This is a genomic window from Paraburkholderia sp. J94, from assembly GCF_905220285.1.
GTDB classification, from domain to species: domain Bacteria; phylum Pseudomonadota; class Gammaproteobacteria; order Burkholderiales; family Burkholderiaceae; genus Paraburkholderia; species Paraburkholderia tropica_A.
In genome coordinates this window covers 220,774-235,672 of record NZ_CAJMZH010000015.1, presented here as the reverse complement: position 1 = coordinate 235,672, position 14,899 = coordinate 220,774, and the positions used below count along the sequence as shown (strand labels likewise).

General features: G+C 65.0%; 13 protein-coding genes. 4 read left to right on the top strand and 9 right to left on the bottom strand.

The genetic code is table 11. The features are described from left to right. Positions 1-322: 322 nt before the first annotated feature. The 3 genes from phaP to U4Y88_RS28905 all read right to left on the bottom strand — a co-directional run bounded on the left by phaP (position 323) and on the right by U4Y88_RS28905 (position 2,633). Positions 323-847, bottom strand: coding sequence for a TIGR01841 family phasin (gene phaP, locus U4Y88_RS28915; RefSeq protein ID WP_310632984.1), 525 nt, complete (start codon positions 845-847; stop codon positions 323-325). A gap of 333 nt (positions 848-1,180) precedes the next feature. After that, positions 1,181-2,305: a porin gene (locus U4Y88_RS28910; protein WP_321787999.1), complete on the bottom strand. Its 1,125-nt coding sequence runs from the start codon at positions 2,303-2,305 to the stop codon at positions 1,181-1,183. Between the two features lie 184 nt (positions 2,306-2,489). Continuing rightward, positions 2,490-2,633, bottom strand: a complete 144-nt coding sequence (locus tag U4Y88_RS28905; RefSeq protein ID WP_224012665.1) for a hypothetical protein — start codon at positions 2,631-2,633, stop codon at positions 2,490-2,492. A 180-nt stretch (positions 2,634-2,813) separates the two neighbouring features. Between U4Y88_RS28905 and U4Y88_RS28900 the strand changes: the two genes are divergently transcribed. Next, positions 2,814-3,281, top strand: coding sequence for a hypothetical protein (locus U4Y88_RS28900; protein ID WP_321787981.1), 468 nt, complete (start codon positions 2,814-2,816; stop codon positions 3,279-3,281). After that, positions 3,278-3,571: a hypothetical protein gene (locus tag U4Y88_RS28895; RefSeq protein ID WP_310632981.1), complete on the top strand. Its 294-nt coding sequence runs from the start codon at positions 3,278-3,280 to the stop codon at positions 3,569-3,571. The genes U4Y88_RS28900 and U4Y88_RS28895 overlap by 4 nt, the downstream gene beginning before the upstream one ends. Here the strand turns inward: U4Y88_RS28895 and U4Y88_RS28890 are convergent. After that, complete coding sequence (locus tag U4Y88_RS28890; RefSeq protein WP_310632987.1) at positions 3,558-3,755, bottom strand: hypothetical protein; 198 nt, start codon at positions 3,753-3,755, stop codon at positions 3,558-3,560. The genes U4Y88_RS28895 and U4Y88_RS28890 overlap by 14 nt on opposite strands. Between U4Y88_RS28890 and U4Y88_RS28885 the strand changes: the two genes are divergently transcribed. After that, complete coding sequence (locus U4Y88_RS28885; protein WP_321787979.1) at positions 3,676-5,337, top strand: alkaline phosphatase family protein; 1,662 nt, start codon at positions 3,676-3,678, stop codon at positions 5,335-5,337. The two genes, U4Y88_RS28890 and U4Y88_RS28885, sit on opposite strands and share 80 nt — an antisense overlap. Positions 5,338-5,507: 170 nt before the next feature. Then, positions 5,508-7,901 carry a DNA polymerase II gene (locus tag U4Y88_RS28880; RefSeq protein WP_321787997.1) on the top strand — a complete coding sequence of 798 codons (2,394 nt, stop codon included), beginning with the start codon at positions 5,508-5,510 and terminating at the stop codon, positions 7,899-7,901. Here U4Y88_RS28880 and U4Y88_RS28875 read toward each other — a convergent pair. From U4Y88_RS28875 to U4Y88_RS28855, 5 genes are all read right to left on the bottom strand, one after another. Then, on the bottom strand, positions 7,898-8,506 hold the full coding sequence (locus U4Y88_RS28875) for a GNAT family protein (RefSeq protein ID WP_321787977.1): 609 nt from the start codon (positions 8,504-8,506) through the stop codon (positions 7,898-7,900). The genes U4Y88_RS28880 and U4Y88_RS28875 overlap by 4 nt on opposite strands. Next, complete coding sequence (locus tag U4Y88_RS28870) at positions 8,503-10,605, bottom strand: heavy metal translocating P-type ATPase (protein ID WP_321787975.1); 2,103 nt, start codon at positions 10,603-10,605, stop codon at positions 8,503-8,505. The genes U4Y88_RS28875 and U4Y88_RS28870 overlap by 4 nt, the downstream gene beginning before the upstream one ends. Beyond that, positions 10,602-11,636: a protease modulator HflK gene (locus tag U4Y88_RS28865; protein WP_321787973.1), complete on the bottom strand. Its 1,035-nt coding sequence runs from the start codon at positions 11,634-11,636 to the stop codon at positions 10,602-10,604. The genes U4Y88_RS28870 and U4Y88_RS28865 overlap by 4 nt, the downstream gene beginning before the upstream one ends. Continuing rightward, the gene (locus U4Y88_RS28860; protein ID WP_321787971.1) at positions 11,633-12,688 is read right to left on the bottom strand and encodes a protease modulator HflC; all 1,056 of its coding nucleotides are present in this window, start codon (positions 12,686-12,688) and stop codon (positions 11,633-11,635) included. Before U4Y88_RS28860 ends, U4Y88_RS28865 begins: the two co-directional genes overlap by 4 nt. A 67-nt stretch (positions 12,689-12,755) precedes the next feature. Further along, entirely contained in the window at positions 12,756-14,753 is a 1,998-nt protein-coding gene (locus U4Y88_RS28855) for an SPFH domain-containing protein (RefSeq protein WP_321787969.1), read from the bottom strand. Between the last annotated feature and the right edge of the window lie 146 nt (positions 14,754-14,899).

Sequence of the window (14,899 nt, the reverse complement as noted above, 5' to 3'; positions counted from 1 at the left end):
GGCGCCCAGATCCGGCGCGGCGATTTTCGCCAGCGAACCGCCGAATTTGCCTACCGCGGTACGTGCGGCCGAAACGATCACAATCTCAGTCATTTTCCATTCCTGCGTTAGAAGTACTCACGAAATTCGTGGCGCATAAAAACCTTGAACTGCCGACCCTGAATTGCTACCCGTTACGCATGTCGATGACGACATCGATGCAACGAATTGAGGTCTTATCACACGCCAATGACGAATCGGTGAAACGGGAAAGCGCTGTCCGTAATAGATAACATTTAATTGCGGAACAGCGTCTTTCCGTGTGATTGAACGCGAAGAATTATTATTTCGCGGTGGCGGTGGCCGTAGCGGCCTCGAATTGATTTTGCGTCGCTTCGATCGCCTGGCGCGTCATGCCGCGAATGCTTTCCGCGGCATTGCCAAATGCAGAAAATGTGGAATGCATCGCCGCGACAAAGGCTTCCGAGCCCACGGGTGCATGTTGCGAGAATTGCTCGGTCAGCGCCTTCACATTGCGCTCCTGCTGCGTGGCCTGCGCTTGCGCGGCTTCGGTCCAGGCGGCTTGCGTCTTCGTCGCGATATCGAATAGATGGCGGCTATACGAGAGGCTTTTCGCGGCGAGCTGCTGCGATGCGCTCACCTGCTGCGTGAAGAATTCCACGGGGCTATTGGTCTGCAACGCGCCCTTGAACGCGGCTTCATTCTCGTTGAGCGCCGCGCGCGCCGCCTGCATGTTCAGCGCCACCACGGCTTCCGCGCCTTGCCATGCGGGCGTGATCAGCGCAAACCAGGTCGCGACGCCAGATGCGTAATTGGCTCGAAGATGCTCAGGTGCGGAAACGGTCATCAGCGATGCTCCATGATTAGAAATGCTAAATAGATAGACTAAATGGCGCATCTGACGACGGGCGGCCCAGAATGCATTGCTCGGTCTCTCATTTCAGCGGCCTGCGACGTGCGCGGCGCCATTTAGAGAATTCATTCTAAGCCAGAAATTTAACAATTTTGTGCAATACGGAATTAGGTATTAACCCTGGGTTATCCCGAATGGGTTTATTTTTTGCGGTTGTCAGGCAAATACATAAAAGCCCTTAAATACAGGCTAAAACGTATTAGCTCGCGTTGTCCGCTCCAATACCGCTACCGGACAACGCGTCGCTTTTGGCGTGTGGTCAGACGATCAGAAGCCGTGAATTAGTGCAATGCGGTAGAGCATCTGGTTTTCTCCAGACGAAATATCGGCCGAGCCCGGAATATTTGCGTAATCGAATTGCGTTCCGGTGTTGGCGCTGACCGCGTGCTGCCACGCGCCTTCGAGATAAACCGACGTGCGCGGGGACAGGTCGTAATTGAGCTTGAGGCTCAGCTGATGCCATTTCGGACGGAAGCTGCCCACGCTCGACGTGAGATTCGCCTGGGTATAGGTGTACGCGCCGCCGAGATAGAGCGCATGCGTGAAGTGATAGAGCGCGTTCACTTCGATGTTGTCGAATTTCCATGCATTCCAGGTGCCGCCCGCGGGCTGCGTCGCGCCGCCATCGGACGTGAAATAGGCATTCGCCGTGGGATCGTAGACATCGACGTGCGAATAGGCGACGCCGAGCAGCCAGTTCGAAAAGGCGTAAGTCGCACCCACGCCGATATTCTGCTGCGAGCCCGCCGTGAACGTGGCGTCGTCCGATACCGCGCCCGATGTGGTGCCGGCGTGATTGAGCTTCAGGTACGACGCCGCAACCGTCAGCCCGCCATGCACGTATTGCGCGGCGAAGCCGTACAGCCGGTTGTCCGCGAAGCCGCCCGCCTGATTGCTGAATGCATACATCGCTTCGGCGCTGAAGCCGTGATACGTCGGCGAGACGTATTTGACCGCGTTGTTCGCGCGAAACGAGTAGTCGGTGTTGTCGTTGTCGTAGGGGTGCGCAAAGATATAGCCGGTCCAGTTGCCATTGGCCGTTGTCGGCGAAAACATGTCGACGCTCGGGTCGTACTGGCGGCCCAGCGTCAGCGTGCCGTAACGGTCGGATGCGATGCCGACAAACGCCTGGCGTCCGAATTCGCGGCCACCCTGGCTATTGCGTCCGGTATTCACGTCGAAACCGTTTTCAAGCTGGAAAATCGCGTGCGTGCCGCCGCCAAGATCCTCGCTGCCCTTCAGGCCCCAGCGGCTGCCGTAGTCGTAGCCGCTTTCGAGTTGATACGCGCTATGGCCTTGCGCATTGCTCGTGTAATTGAGCCCGTCTTCGATCTTGCCGTACAGCGTCACGCTGCTTTGCGCCTGGGCCGCGCCGCTTGCGACGAGCGCCATGCACAGCAGGCCGCCGCTTTTTCCCCATGTTTTTGCGTGCAAATCCGATCTCCCCGTTGAAACGGACACGGCACGGCGAGCGCGCCGTGCCGATCCGTCGTTGTTGAAAGGGAGGAGTGTCGAATACCGATATTTTCGAACTAAGTGCCTGCGCGAGAAGGGACCGTTGCGAGATCTGGCGCAATCAGTGCGGCTGCGTGACCGACTCGATGGCGTCGCGACGCACTTTCTCGATGTACTTTCCCAGCGCGACCGTCGAAATGATTCCCACGGCCAGCGTGATGGCAAAAGCGGCGAGATGTTCGAGCGGCGAGGTGTTGTTGATCATGTGACGTGGCTCCGTGGCGGGTCGTGATATCGGCTGCGCATTGCGCTTCGATGCGCGCGATCGGCAGTTGCAATCAATGTAAATCGGCATCTGGACACTGTCTGTCCTGATGCGTCCGCGCATTTCCACCCGCAAAAACACGAGGCAATTGGACAGCCGCTGTCCGATTGCGGACTCACCATGCAGGCCATCGTCACTGCCCGCATGGAAACCATGAACGCCTCGAATTCTCACGGCCGCTCGCTCGCCGACCTGACCGTGCGTGAACTCGCCGGACTGCGTCTCTTGAACGAACGCCTTGCGCTCGCCGAACGCGGCATTCTCGAACGCGCTTTCGCGCGCACGCAGCCAGAGCACGACGTCGAATCCAACAACGACGTGAACGTGCAAGCGCACGTGATCTGCCACGCCACCGCGAGCGACAGCGCGACCTTCACACTCGACGCGCATGCGCTGCTCGACAACACCCACGCGCAATGTGCGAATGAAGCCTTGCCGGAGCCACTCGCCGACATGACCGCGTGTCGTCTCTTCAACGATCTGCGTGTGCAGCATTGCGGCGGCGACTGGACGCGAATGCTCGTAATCGACGTAATTCGCATCGACCTGTCGATCGTGCAGCGCCGCTCGCAAACGTGGACCGCGTGAGCCCAGCGCATCATGCACTCACGCCTTTGGCGATCACGAAAGCCATGACCGGCCCGCGCAACGCGAGCCCCTATACCGCGCGCAATCTCGATGCCGCCATCGCGCATCTCGAACTCGCGATCGAAGCCGATCGCGAAGCCGCCGTGTTCGGGCCGCACTACTGGCTCGAACGCGTGCGCCAGGCGGGCGCGACGCCCGGCATCGTGATCGCGCAAACACGTCGTCTCGAACGCCTCGCGCAACACCTCATCGCGTCGAGCGAATCTGCAATTGAAATCAATTCCAGGTAATAAAATGTAATTGAAAGTCGAACGTCACCGCATCGACGTAATACGCCTGCAAATTTTCACTGATTTTTTTCGCGTGATTTCCCCACGAACGAATGAGGTGAACAATGAAGACAGCACGGCGGTGGAAAGCGGCAATGGCGGCAACGGCGGCATTCGGTGCAGGCGCGTTTGCGTTCGGCGGCATGCAGACGCCCGCCCAGGCGCGCGAAGCGTCGGATATCAAACATGTCTTGCTGATCAGCTTCGATGGCCTGCACGAACAGGACGTCTCGCGCTGCATCAGCGGCAATACCTGCCCGAATCTCGCGCTGCTCGCGAAATCGGGCGTGACCTATACGAACGCCTATACGCCGGGACTTTCCGATTCTTTCCCCGGACTCGCCGCGCTCGTCACCGGCGGCTCGCCGAAATCGGCGGGTCTGTTCTATGACGTCTCCTACGATCGCACGCTTTACGCGCCCAACGACACGGGCTGCGTCGGCAAGCAGGGCTGGAACGTCGTATTCGACGAAACCACCGGCATCGACGCCGAAAACGGCGGCGCGCTCGTGCATCTCGACGGCGGCGGCGCATTCAATCCGCAAGCCATTCCGCGCGCGCGCGTCGGCAAGAAATGCGTGCCGGTCTTTCCGCACGACTACGTGAAAACCAACACGATTTTCGAAGTCGTGAAGCAGAATCTGAGCGGTTCGCGCACCGCCTGGGCCGACAAGCACGCGTGGGGTTACGACTGGCTCAATGGGCCTTCGGGACGCGGTGTGGACGATCTCGCGCGCACCGAGATCAATTCGATCGATCCGGCCACGCAAACGGCCTACACCGATATTTATACGCACACCGAAAAGTTCGACGACTATCACGTGCAGGCGATCCTGAACCAGATTGGCGGCCAGAATTCCACGGGCACGCGCGACGAGCCGGTGCCCACGCTGTTCGGTACCAACTTCCAGACCTTGAGCGTCGCGCAGAAAGCCACGGTGGCCTCGGGCGGCGGCTATCTCGACGCGAGCTTCACACCGGGACCGAACGTCACGAATGCGATCACGTATCTCGACACGTCGCTGGGCCGTATCGTCGCCGCGCTCCAGCAGCAGAACCTGTACGCGTCCACGCTCATCATCGTGACCGCGAAGCACGGCCAGTCGCCCGCCGATCACAGCAAACTCGTGAAGAACGGCGACACGCTCACCGCGCTGCTCGAAGCGAATAACTATCTCGATCCGAATGGTCAGTTCGGCCAGAACGCCACGAAGACCGGCAATCTGAACGACGGCAGCGGACTCGTCGGCACGGGCCTCGTGCAGACCGACGACGTGGGCCTGATCTGGCTGCGCGATCAAAGCCAGCGCGACGCCGTGGTCGCCACGCTCAAGCGCAATCTGTCGTGCAACGCGCCCGGCATCTGCGCCGATGGTCCGCAGGCGTACATTCTCACCGGTAACGCGTTGCAGCAGCGCTTCGGCGATCCGGCGCAAGGCCGCACGCCCGATATCGTCGTGCAGCCGAATCCGGGCGTGATCTACACGTCGAGCAAATCGAAGGACGAGGAGCACGGCGGCAACGCGCCCGACGACAGCCATCTGGGCCTCGTGGTGTCGTATGCCGGTTTGCGCCACGGCGGGCGCACGGTGACGGAGCGCGTCGAGACCACCCAGGTCGCGCCGACGATTCTGCGCGCGCTCGATCTCGATCCGCATCTGCTGCATGCGGTCGAACTCGAAGGCACGCGCACGCTGCCGTCGCTCGGTTTGCGCGGCGACGAGTAATCGCCCGCACGCGGACGCCTCGCCGGGCGTCCGCGCCGCCCCTGCCTCTGCCCGGCCGCAGCGGTACAATGCCAGCAATCAAAGCAGGCCTGCGGGTACGGGACGTGAGCGAGTTTCAGGGTGTTCAGGGTGAATTGACGGCGGGCGCCGATGCCGACGCGCAGGCGAATTTGAATGAGGGCTTCATCCTCACCCGCCATTGGCGCGACACGCCCACGCATACCGAAGTCGACTTCTGGCTGGCGACGCCCACGGGGCCGCGCCAGTTGCGTCTGCGTGCGCAAACCTCGGTGGCCTTCGTGCCCGTCGAGCAGGAAGACGCGGCGCGCGCCGAGCTCGAAGCAAGGCGCGATACAAAGCGCGATGCCAAATCCGACGCAAAATCCGGCATCGAATTCCGCCCGCTCGAATTGAAGGACTTCCATCAGCGGCCTGTGCTCGGGATTTACGCGCGTCAATATCGGCAGTTATCGGGCGCGGCGAAACGGCTCGCGAAATCCGGCGTGAATATCTACGAAGCCGATATTCAGCCGCCCGATCGCTACATGATGGAGCGTTTCATCACCGCGCCGGTGCTGTTTCGCGGCACGCCCGACGCGCGCGGCGTATTGATCGACGGCGAGATGAAACCCGCGAACGGCTATCGGCCCGCGCTGAAACTCGTGTCGCTCGATATCGAAACCAGCGCGCGCGGCGAACTCTATTCGATCGCGCTCGAAGGCTGCGGACAACGTCAGGTGTATATGCTCGCGCCCGAAAACGGCGACGCGAGCGGACTCGATTTCGATTTCGAGTATTGCGAAAGCCGCGCGCAGATGCTCGAACGCCTGAATGCGTGGATGGCGCTGCACGATCCCGATGCGATCATCGGCTGGAATCTCGTGCAATTCGATTTGCGCGTGCTGCACGAGCATTCGCGCCAATATGGCGTGCCGCTGCGGCTCGGCCGGGGCGGCGCCGTGATGGAATGGCGCGAGCACAGCATCAATCAGAATCACTATTTCGCGGCGGCGGCGGGCCGGCTGATTATCGACGGCATCGAGGCCTTGCGTTCCGCCACCTGGAGTTTTCCGTCGTTCAGTCTCGAATCGGTGTCGCAAACGCTGCTCGGCGAAGGCAAGTCGATCGACAATCCGTATCAGCGCATGGACGAAATCCAGCGCCGTTTCGACGAAGACAAACCCGCGCTCGCGCGCTACAACCTCAAAGACTGCGAACTCGTCACGCGCATCTTCGAGAAAACGGAATTGATGGCGTTCTTGCTGGAACGCGCCTCGGTCACCGGCTTGCCCGTGGATCGCAGCGGCGGTTCGGTCGCCGCATTCACGCATCTGTATTTGCCGCGCATGCATCGGCTCGGCTACGTCGCGCCCAATCTCGGCGACATCGTCGGCGAAAACAGCCCCGGCGGCTTCGTGATGGATTCGCGGCCTGGCCTTTACGATTCGGTGCTCGTGCTCGATTACAAGAGCCTGTATCCGTCGATTATCCGCACGTTTCTGATCGATCCGGTCGGGCTGATCGAAGGCTTGCGCCAGCCCGGCGACGAAACGTCCGTGCCCGGCTTTCTCGGCGCGCGTTTCTCGCGCACGATGCATTGCTTGCCTGAAATCGTGCGGCAAGTGTGGGAAGGCCGCGACCAGGCCAAGCGCATGAAGAATGCGCCGCTTTCGCAGGCGCTGAAGATCATCATGAATGCGTTTTACGGCGTGCTCGGTTCGACGGGCTGCCGGTTTTTCGATCCGCGTCTCGCTTCGTCGATCACCATGCGCGGCCACGAAATCATGCGCAAGACACGCGAATTGATCGAAGCGCAGGGTTACGACGTAATTTACGGCGATACCGATTCGACTTTCGTCTGGCTCAAGCGCGCGCATTCGGAAGACGACGCGACGCGCACGGGACGCGAACTCGTCGCGCACGTCAACGCCTGGTGGAAGGCGCATCTGCAAACGCAATTTGGCCTTGAAAGCGCGCTCGAATTGCAATTCGAACGGCATTACTCGCGCTTTCTGATGCCCACCATCCGCGGCGCGGAAGAAGGCAGCAAGAAGCGTTATGCGGGCCTGTCGCGCGCGAAAGACGGCAGCGACGAAATCGTGTTCAAGGGACTCGAAACCGTGCGCACCGACTGGACGCCGCTCGCGCAGCAATTCCAGCGCGAACTGTATCGGCGCGTGTTTCAGCGCGAACCTTATGCCGACTATATTCGCGATTATGTGCAGCGGACTTTACGCGGCGAATTCGACGATCAACTCGTATTCCGCAAACGGCTGCGCCGCCCGCTCAGCGAGTATCAGCGCAACGTGCCGCCGCATGTGCGCGCCGCGCGGATCGCCGACGAATTCAATCGCCAGCTTGGCCGTCCGCTGCAATATCAGAACGGCGGCTGGATCAGCTATGTGATGACCACGGTCGGTCCCGAGCCGCTCGAAACGCTGAGCGCGCCGCTCGATTATGCGTTCTACCTCACGCGCCAGTTGCAGCCGGTCGCCGATGCGATCCTGCCTTTTCTGCGCGAGGAATTCGAAACGGTAATTTCCGGGCAGGCGAGTCTGTTCTAGTTTTTAATGCGCGCGGCAAGACGCGCTTCGAGATTCGCCCGCACTTCCGGCCATTCGTCGTCGATGATGGAAAAGCGCACGGAATTGCGTTTGCGTCCATCGGGCATGATGCGTTCGTGGCGCACGATGCCTTCCTGTTTCGCGCCGATACGCAGAATCGCCGCGCGCGATTTCTCGTTCAATTCGTCAGTGGTGAATTGCACACGCACGCAATTCAGCGTGTCGAACGCATAAGTTAGCAACAGATACTTCGCTTCGGTGTTCGCCGCCGAACGCTGCATCGACGCCGCCAGCCACGTATGGCCGATTTCGAGTTTGCGATTCGCGCGATCGAGCTTCCAGAAACGCGTGCTGCCGATCACGCGCCCCGTCGCGCGCTGCACGATGACGAACGGCATGACCGTGCCCGCGCGCTCGCCTTCGAGCGCCTTGTCGATATAAGCGTCGACGGTGGCCGGTCCCGGCACCACGGTCACCTTGAGATTCCAGAGTTCGCCGTCGGCGGCGGCTTCGACCAGCGCGTTGGCGTCGCTGGCGCGCAGCGGGCGCAGTTCGACGATCTCGCCGCTCAGCGTCGGCGTGGTGAGGGAAGACGTATCGCTCATGATGATTCGTGTGTTGACGCGTGGTGTGTTGTGGCTTGCGGTTCACCGCTGGGTTCACCGCTGGGTTCGCCACGGGGTTCGCCATCGTCGCGGCGCAGCAGGCGGCCCGCGTTCGCGATCACGACGAGCGTGCCGACGTTATGCAGGATCGCGGTCGCCACCGCGCCCAAGACGCCCAGCGCCGCCAGCGCGATCACGGCCACGGTCCACGTGAGGCCGATCGCGGCGTTGGCCGTGGCGATGCGGCGGCAGCGGCGGCCCAGCCGGATGCAGTCGGGCAGGCGGCGCAGGTCGTCGGCGAGCAGCACCACGTCGGCGGACGCGACGGCGATATCGATACCGCGCTCGCCCATCGCCACGCTCGTCGAGCCCGCCTTGATCGCGAGCACGTCGTTCAGGCCGTCGCCGACCACGAGCGGATGATGGCCCGCGTCGATCTCGCGCAGCACGTAATCGAGCTTGTCGTGCGGCAGCGCCTGCGCCACCACGGTCTCGATGCCGACTTGCGCCGCGAGCTTGTGCGCCACATCCGCGCGATCTCCGGTCACGAGCGCCTCGCGTTCGATACCGAGCGCACGCAGATCGGCGAGCGCTTCGCGGGCTTCGGCGCGCAGCGTATCCGCGAAACCGAACCACGCGAGCAGCTTGCCGTCCTGCACGAGACCCGCGCGCGGGCCATCAAAATCCGCGGGCGCGGACGGCAGCACATCGACGAATTGCGCGAGTAGTTCGTCGCGGCCCAATACAGCTTCGCCGTCGCGCGTGTTCGCCTGCACGCCCAGGCCGCGAAGCTCGCGCAGATCGCGCACGTCCTGCTCATTCAGCATCTCGTCCGGGTTCGCGTTCAAGCCGTCGCGCACCAGCGCGCGGCACACCGGATGCGCGCTGCCTTGCGCAAGCCGCACGGCCAGCGCACGCGCGTGCGCCTCGTTCACGCCGGGCTGCCACGCAATCTGCGTCACGCGCAATTCGCCGTGCGTGAGCGTGCCGGTCTTGTCGATCACGAGCGAATCGATCTCGGCGATCTTGTCGAGAAACGCCGCGTTGCGAAACAGCATGCCGCGCCGCGCGCCCGCCGCGATGCCTGCGATGGCCGTGGCCGGCGCGGCCAGCACGAGCGCGCACGGGCAAGCCGCGACGATCACCGCGAGCATCGCCGACGCGTTCGCGCTCACGAACCAGACAATCGCCGCGATCAGCAGCACGAGCGCGAGATACGCGTCCATGTAGCGTTCGAGCGCCTGCGTGATGGGCGGCTTCGCGGCCTCGGCGCGCTGCATCAACTCGACGACCTTGCCGAGCGTCGACGCCTCGCCGACCTGCGTGACCTCCACGCGCAACGGTCCGTCGAGATTGATCGCGCCGCCGTAAACGCTCGCGCCCTCGCCCGCGTCCTGCGGCAGCGACTCGCCGGTGATCGGGCCGTTGTCGACGCTCGAACGGCCTTCGCTCACGCGCCCGTCGGCGGGAATGCGCGCGCCCGGCAGTACATCGACGAGATCGCCGGGACGCAGCGCGTCGTACGCGACTTCCTCGATCGCGCCCGTCGCGCTCACGCGCCGCACGATGCCCGAGGTGAGGCGTCCGAGCGCGCGGATCGCTTCCTGCGAGCCAAGCACGCTGCGTTCTTCGAGCGCGTGGCCGAAGGTCATGACGATGGGCAGCAGCGCGGCGGTCGTCATGTCGCCGACGGCCCACGCGCCCAGCATCGCGAGCGCGATCAGGCGGTCGGTCACGCCGTGCAGGCTCGGCGACTTGAGGCTGTGCCACGCGCCCGCGAAGACCGGCGGCGCGACCACGAGCGAGGCCGCCGCCGCGAGCAGTTGCGCGAGCGTCGCGTCGCCCTGGACGAGATGCGGCCACGCGAGCGAGAGCATCAGCAGGCCGCCCGCGATCAGCGCGAGCAGCGTGTGGCGCGTGATCGCGCGGCGTTCCTCGGCGGACATCGCGAGGCCGGGGGCGAGATCGTCTGCGTGATTAACTTGATTATCGTGATCGGCGTGATGTTCATTCGCGTGATGAGGTGCCGCGTGGGCTGCGTGGTGCGCCGCGTGCGCTTCACCGCGCTCGATCGTTTCCGATTGCGTATTCATGGTCATGGCGCACGTCCCGGCAACACGAGGCTCGATCCATCGTTCGGATCCAGCGTCGTCACGCGCGCGGCCTTCGCAAGCACGGCCTGAACGCGATCGCGATACGCGCGCGCAACGAGCCCCGGATCGTGATCCTGCGCGAGCGCCGCTTCGAGTTGCGCAATGGTCGAGGTTTCGGATTGCGCCCTCGCCACGCGTTCGGCCGCGCTCGCCTGCGCGTCCTGCACGATGCGGTCGGCGTTCTGCTGCGCGCCCTGGCGCGTTTTCTCCGCGACCGTGCGCGCCTGCGCGACATCGCGTTCGGCATTCTGCATCGACGTGAGCACGGCGTTGAACGCATCGATCGCCGAGCCCGGAAACGACGCCTGCACATCCACGCGCGCGACTTCGATGCCGAGGCTCGCCTGCGCCGCCGCGAGCGCATCGAGATGACGCTGGATCGCGCGCGCGAGGTCGCCGCGCAACTGCTCGCGGCGCACGGCCATCTGCTGGTCGGCGGCCACCATTTCGGGGCGCGCGACGAGGATCGCGTCGAGGTCGCGCTGCGCCGCCGTCTCCACGACCGCCGCCGAAACGATGCGTTCGAGCGCGTCGTCGAGATGATCGAGTTGCAGCGCGTAGGCGTAGGGATCGGCCACGCGATAGAACAGCGTTGCGCTCACCTGCACCACGCCGCTGTCGCCGGTCAGCACGTAACCCGAGCCCGCGAGCGCGTCGGTGTCGAGACCGAGCGTGGCGCGCGCACGCGGATCGCGCGACAGCGAAACGATGCGCCGCTCCAGCACGCGCTCGCTGCCCGGCACGAGCAGCACGTTTTCGAACGGACGCGGCCACGCAACGAGCAGCCCCGCGCCCTGGCTGCGCACGAACGCGCCGAAGCGCGTGACCACCGCGCGGCTGTCCGCCGGAATGCGGCGCACGTTCGAGGTCGCCCACGCGAGCGCGGCCAGCACCGCCAGCACGGCGACGAACCAGAACGCCAGGCGCACGGCCTGGGCGCCGGGTCCGAGCGCGGGGAAGTCGTCGCGCGTGCTCATCGGGCCTTTCCGGCCGCTTTGGCGCTCGCGTGCGGCGGCGGCGCGGTGAAGGTCGACGCGCCGCCCAGCCCCGGCGGCCCTTGCACGAGCGCGCGGAACGGCGCGGCATCGGTGCGCAGAATCAGATTCGTGTTCGTGTTGACGACCGAGCCGAGCGTGTCGAGCGAGCGCAGCATCGTGTAAAGCTGCGGATCGGCGGCGTAGCTCTTGCCGTAGATCGCGGCCGCGTCCTTGCGCGATTGCGCTTCGAGCTCGGCGGCTTTCACGTTGGCGTCGGCGATCAGCACGCGCGCGTCGCGGTCGGCGTCGGAGCGGATCTGCGCCGCCTCGCGCGCGCCCTGCGCCGTGCGCTGCGCGGCCACGGTCTCGCGCTCGGCGCGCATGCGCTCGACGGTCGCCGCGAGCGTCACGGCGGGCAGCGTGAGCTTCTCCAGCCCCACCTGCGTGACGTGCACGCCATACGCGGTGTAGACCTGCGCATCGACCTGACGGCGCAGCTGCTCCTCGAATTCGGGGATATGAACCTGCGCGGGATCGGTGTTCACGAGCGAGGCGAGGTCGAAGCCCGCCGACGTCGTCTGCAACGCGGAACCCACCAGCGAACGGATCTGCCGCGCGGCTTCGTCGGGCTCGTTGCGCACCGCGCGCACGAAGCGGCCGATGTCGTTCGCGTTTTCCGGCACGCGCCACGCCACGTAGGCTTGCACGATGATGCGCAGGCCGTCGCGCGTGCCCACGTCCTGCAATCCGCTCGACGTCGTATGCAGACGCAGATCGACGGGCACCGCCGCTTCGATCGGCGCGGGCCAGCGCCATGCGAGGCCCGGCCTGAGCAGCACGCGCACGGGATCGCCGAAACGCGTGACCACGGTGGCCTCGCCTTCGCGCACCTGCACGAAGCTCGCGACCACGAGCGCGATCAGCACGCAGAGCGCGGCCAGCGCCACGCGCAGCGCGAAACGCGGACGCGGCGCGGGACTGCCCGCCGCGCCGTGCGAATGTCCGTGATGGTGATGATGGTGCGCATCGCCGTGCGCGTGATAGTGGCCCACGTTCACATACCCTTGTTCGAGATTCGCATGAGGTTGCCCGAGTTCGCTGAGGTCGATCGCGCGCCGCTCACCATGCCGGCCTCACGCCCGCCGCCGCCGTCCCAGGCGTGAAGGTGCGCAGGTCGATGGTCGCGCGATTGCCGCTGGCGAGACGGTCGTCGATGATCGTCACACTCGCGTTTTGCAGGCCTTTTTGCAGGCGATGCAGGTAATACTCGAACGCGAACGCGGGGCCGCCGAGGCCTTGCGCGATCACGTCGGCGTCGAAATCGGTCTGCTGCACGCGTGCGGCCGCGAGCGTGTCGGCGGCGTCGGCGCTGCCTTGCGCCACCGCTTCGATGGCCTGCTGCTGCGCGCCGCCGAGCGTGGCCGCCGCGAAGCCGCGTGCTTCCACCACGCTCGCCTGCGCGCGGATCTGCGCGGCCTGCACGCCGTGATACGCGGCCGCCGCGCCTGCGGGCGGATGCACGCTCTCGATCACCACCGCCATCACCTCGATGCCGCTCGCGAGGCGGTCAAGCTCGCCCTGCACGCTCGCGCGCAGCGTGTTCGCCATCGCGGTCTGCGGCGTGTCGATCAGCGACTGCAAGGTGCGCGAGGCGAGATAGCGCACCACGGCGCGGTTCGCGATCGCGCGCACGGTCTCGTCCATGTCGACGGCGCGATAGAGCGCCGCGCGCGCCGCCGCGTCGGAGAGCGCGATGCGGTAGTCGAGGCGCACATCGGCGCTCACGACCTGGAAAGCCTGCTGATCGCCGCTCGTGCCCGCGATCACCTGCGTGGTTTCCCACGGATGCGCGACGTCCCAGAGACGATTGAGCTGATCGGGCGGCGCGGCGTCGGCGGCCACCGGACGCGCGGCCTGGCTCGCGTCGTTCGCATCGTTCGCACTCCCCGAGACGATCAGCTGATGCACCGCGCCGTTGTCGATTACGCGCGCGCGCCCGAACGGCCAGGGCAAGCCGACGTGCAAGCCGGGCTGCCACACGGCGACCGGCGCGCCGAAGCGTTCGTACACGGCGCGCTGATCGGGACCGAGCACGGCGACGCCGCCGAGCAGCCAGCCCAGCACGATCACCGCGACGATCGCGCCGGGCAGCAGGCGCACGAAACTTTGCAGCGCCCAGTTCTGGCGCAGGTCGATGCCGTAGCGCATACGCAGTTGCGCGTTCAAGGCCGCGAGCGGGCGCGCCTGCACGCGCAACGCGTTCGCGAGCGCGCTGTGCAGGAACCACGCAGCCGATGGCGGTGACGAGGCGAACGCGGCCCACATCGAGCGCACCGCGAGTTCGACGGCCACGAGGCCGCTCAGCGCCGCGACGAGACGCACGAGCCAGGTGAGCGTCTCGCCGGTCTGCGCGAACCAGGCCGCGCCGAGCGCCGCGCTCAAGGCCGCGACGAGCAGCACGCGCAGCAGGCCCGCCAATGCGGCGGGCGTCTGCGCAACCGACGTCGATGCCGACGCGGCTTGTTCTGCCCGATGCGTTTGCACGCGTTCGGCGTAGAGCGCCGCGAACGCCAGCAGCAACGCGCCCACGCCCGCGACGAGCAACGGCGCGGGCACACCGCCTGAGCCTGCAACGAGTTCACCCGGCGCGGGCATCGCCCACGCAAACACCACCAAGGCGAGCGACACGATCGCGCCCAGCGGCACGACAGCGGGCCGCCACGGCAACTCACGCAGCAAGGCTTGCCATTGCGCGCTTTCATCGGCGGCGGACAGCGTCGCGTCATCCGGCTTCGCGCGTTCCCGCTTCGCACGGTCGTGCCGCAACGCGAGCCGCGCGAGTTGCAGCAGCGTCTTCCAGACCGGCTTTGTGATAGGCGTGCGCTGCACGCACAAGCGCGTGCCAATCACCGCGATCAACAGGTTCAGACACGCGCTCGCCAGCACCGCGCACGCGCGCGCGTCGATCATCAGACGCGGCGCGAGCGTGGCGGCGAGTGCGAGCGCGGCCCAGACGACGGCGAGTCCCACCGCGCAGCCTGCCAGCTTCGCATGTCCCGCGCGGCCGGCGAACCCGCCGGACGCTTCGCGGTTGTCGCGCGCTGCGCGATGCACCATCGGCGATCCTTTCATGAAAATTACGGAAATCGGGCGCGCAAACGTTAGCGACTCACGCGCCCGGAAACGCGCGCCCAATGTAGCGCGCTCGTTAAGGAAACTCAACATTCGCGGCCCGCCGCGAGGCCGATGAATCGTCCTCGCAA

What these genes read in the sequence shown, in the direction of transcription:
- U4Y88_RS28865 (WP_321787973.1), bottom strand. Translation starts at nt 11,636, where the DNA reads ATGAGCACGCGCGACGACTTCCCCGCGCTCGGACCCGGCGCCCAGGCC.
- U4Y88_RS28885 (WP_321787979.1), top strand. Translation starts at nt 3,676, where the DNA reads ATGAAGACAGCACGGCGGTGGAAAGCGGCAATGGCGGCAACGGCGGCA.
- U4Y88_RS28870 (WP_321787975.1), bottom strand. Translation starts at nt 10,605, where the DNA reads ATGACCATGAATACGCAATCGGAAACGATCGAGCGCGGTGAAGCGCAC.
- U4Y88_RS28910 (WP_321787999.1), bottom strand. Translation starts at nt 2,305, where the DNA reads ATGGCGCTCGTCGCAAGCGGCGCGGCCCAGGCGCAAAGCAGCGTGACG.
- U4Y88_RS28875 (WP_321787977.1), bottom strand. Translation starts at nt 8,506, where the DNA reads ATGAGCGATACGTCTTCCCTCACCACGCCGACGCTGAGCGGCGAGATC.
- U4Y88_RS28855 (WP_321787969.1), bottom strand. Translation starts at nt 14,753, where the DNA reads ATGGTGCATCGCGCAGCGCGCGACAACCGCGAAGCGTCCGGCGGGTTC.
- U4Y88_RS28905 (WP_224012665.1), bottom strand. Translation starts at nt 2,633, where the DNA reads ATGATCAACAACACCTCGCCGCTCGAACATCTCGCCGCTTTTGCCATC.
- U4Y88_RS28900 (WP_321787981.1), top strand. Translation starts at nt 2,814, where the DNA reads ATGCAGGCCATCGTCACTGCCCGCATGGAAACCATGAACGCCTCGAAT.
- U4Y88_RS28890 (WP_310632987.1), bottom strand. Translation starts at nt 3,755, where the DNA reads ATGCCGCCGAACGCAAACGCGCCTGCACCGAATGCCGCCGTTGCCGCC.
- phaP (WP_310632984.1), bottom strand. Translation starts at nt 847, where the DNA reads ATGACCGTTTCCGCACCTGAGCATCTTCGAGCCAATTACGCATCTGGC.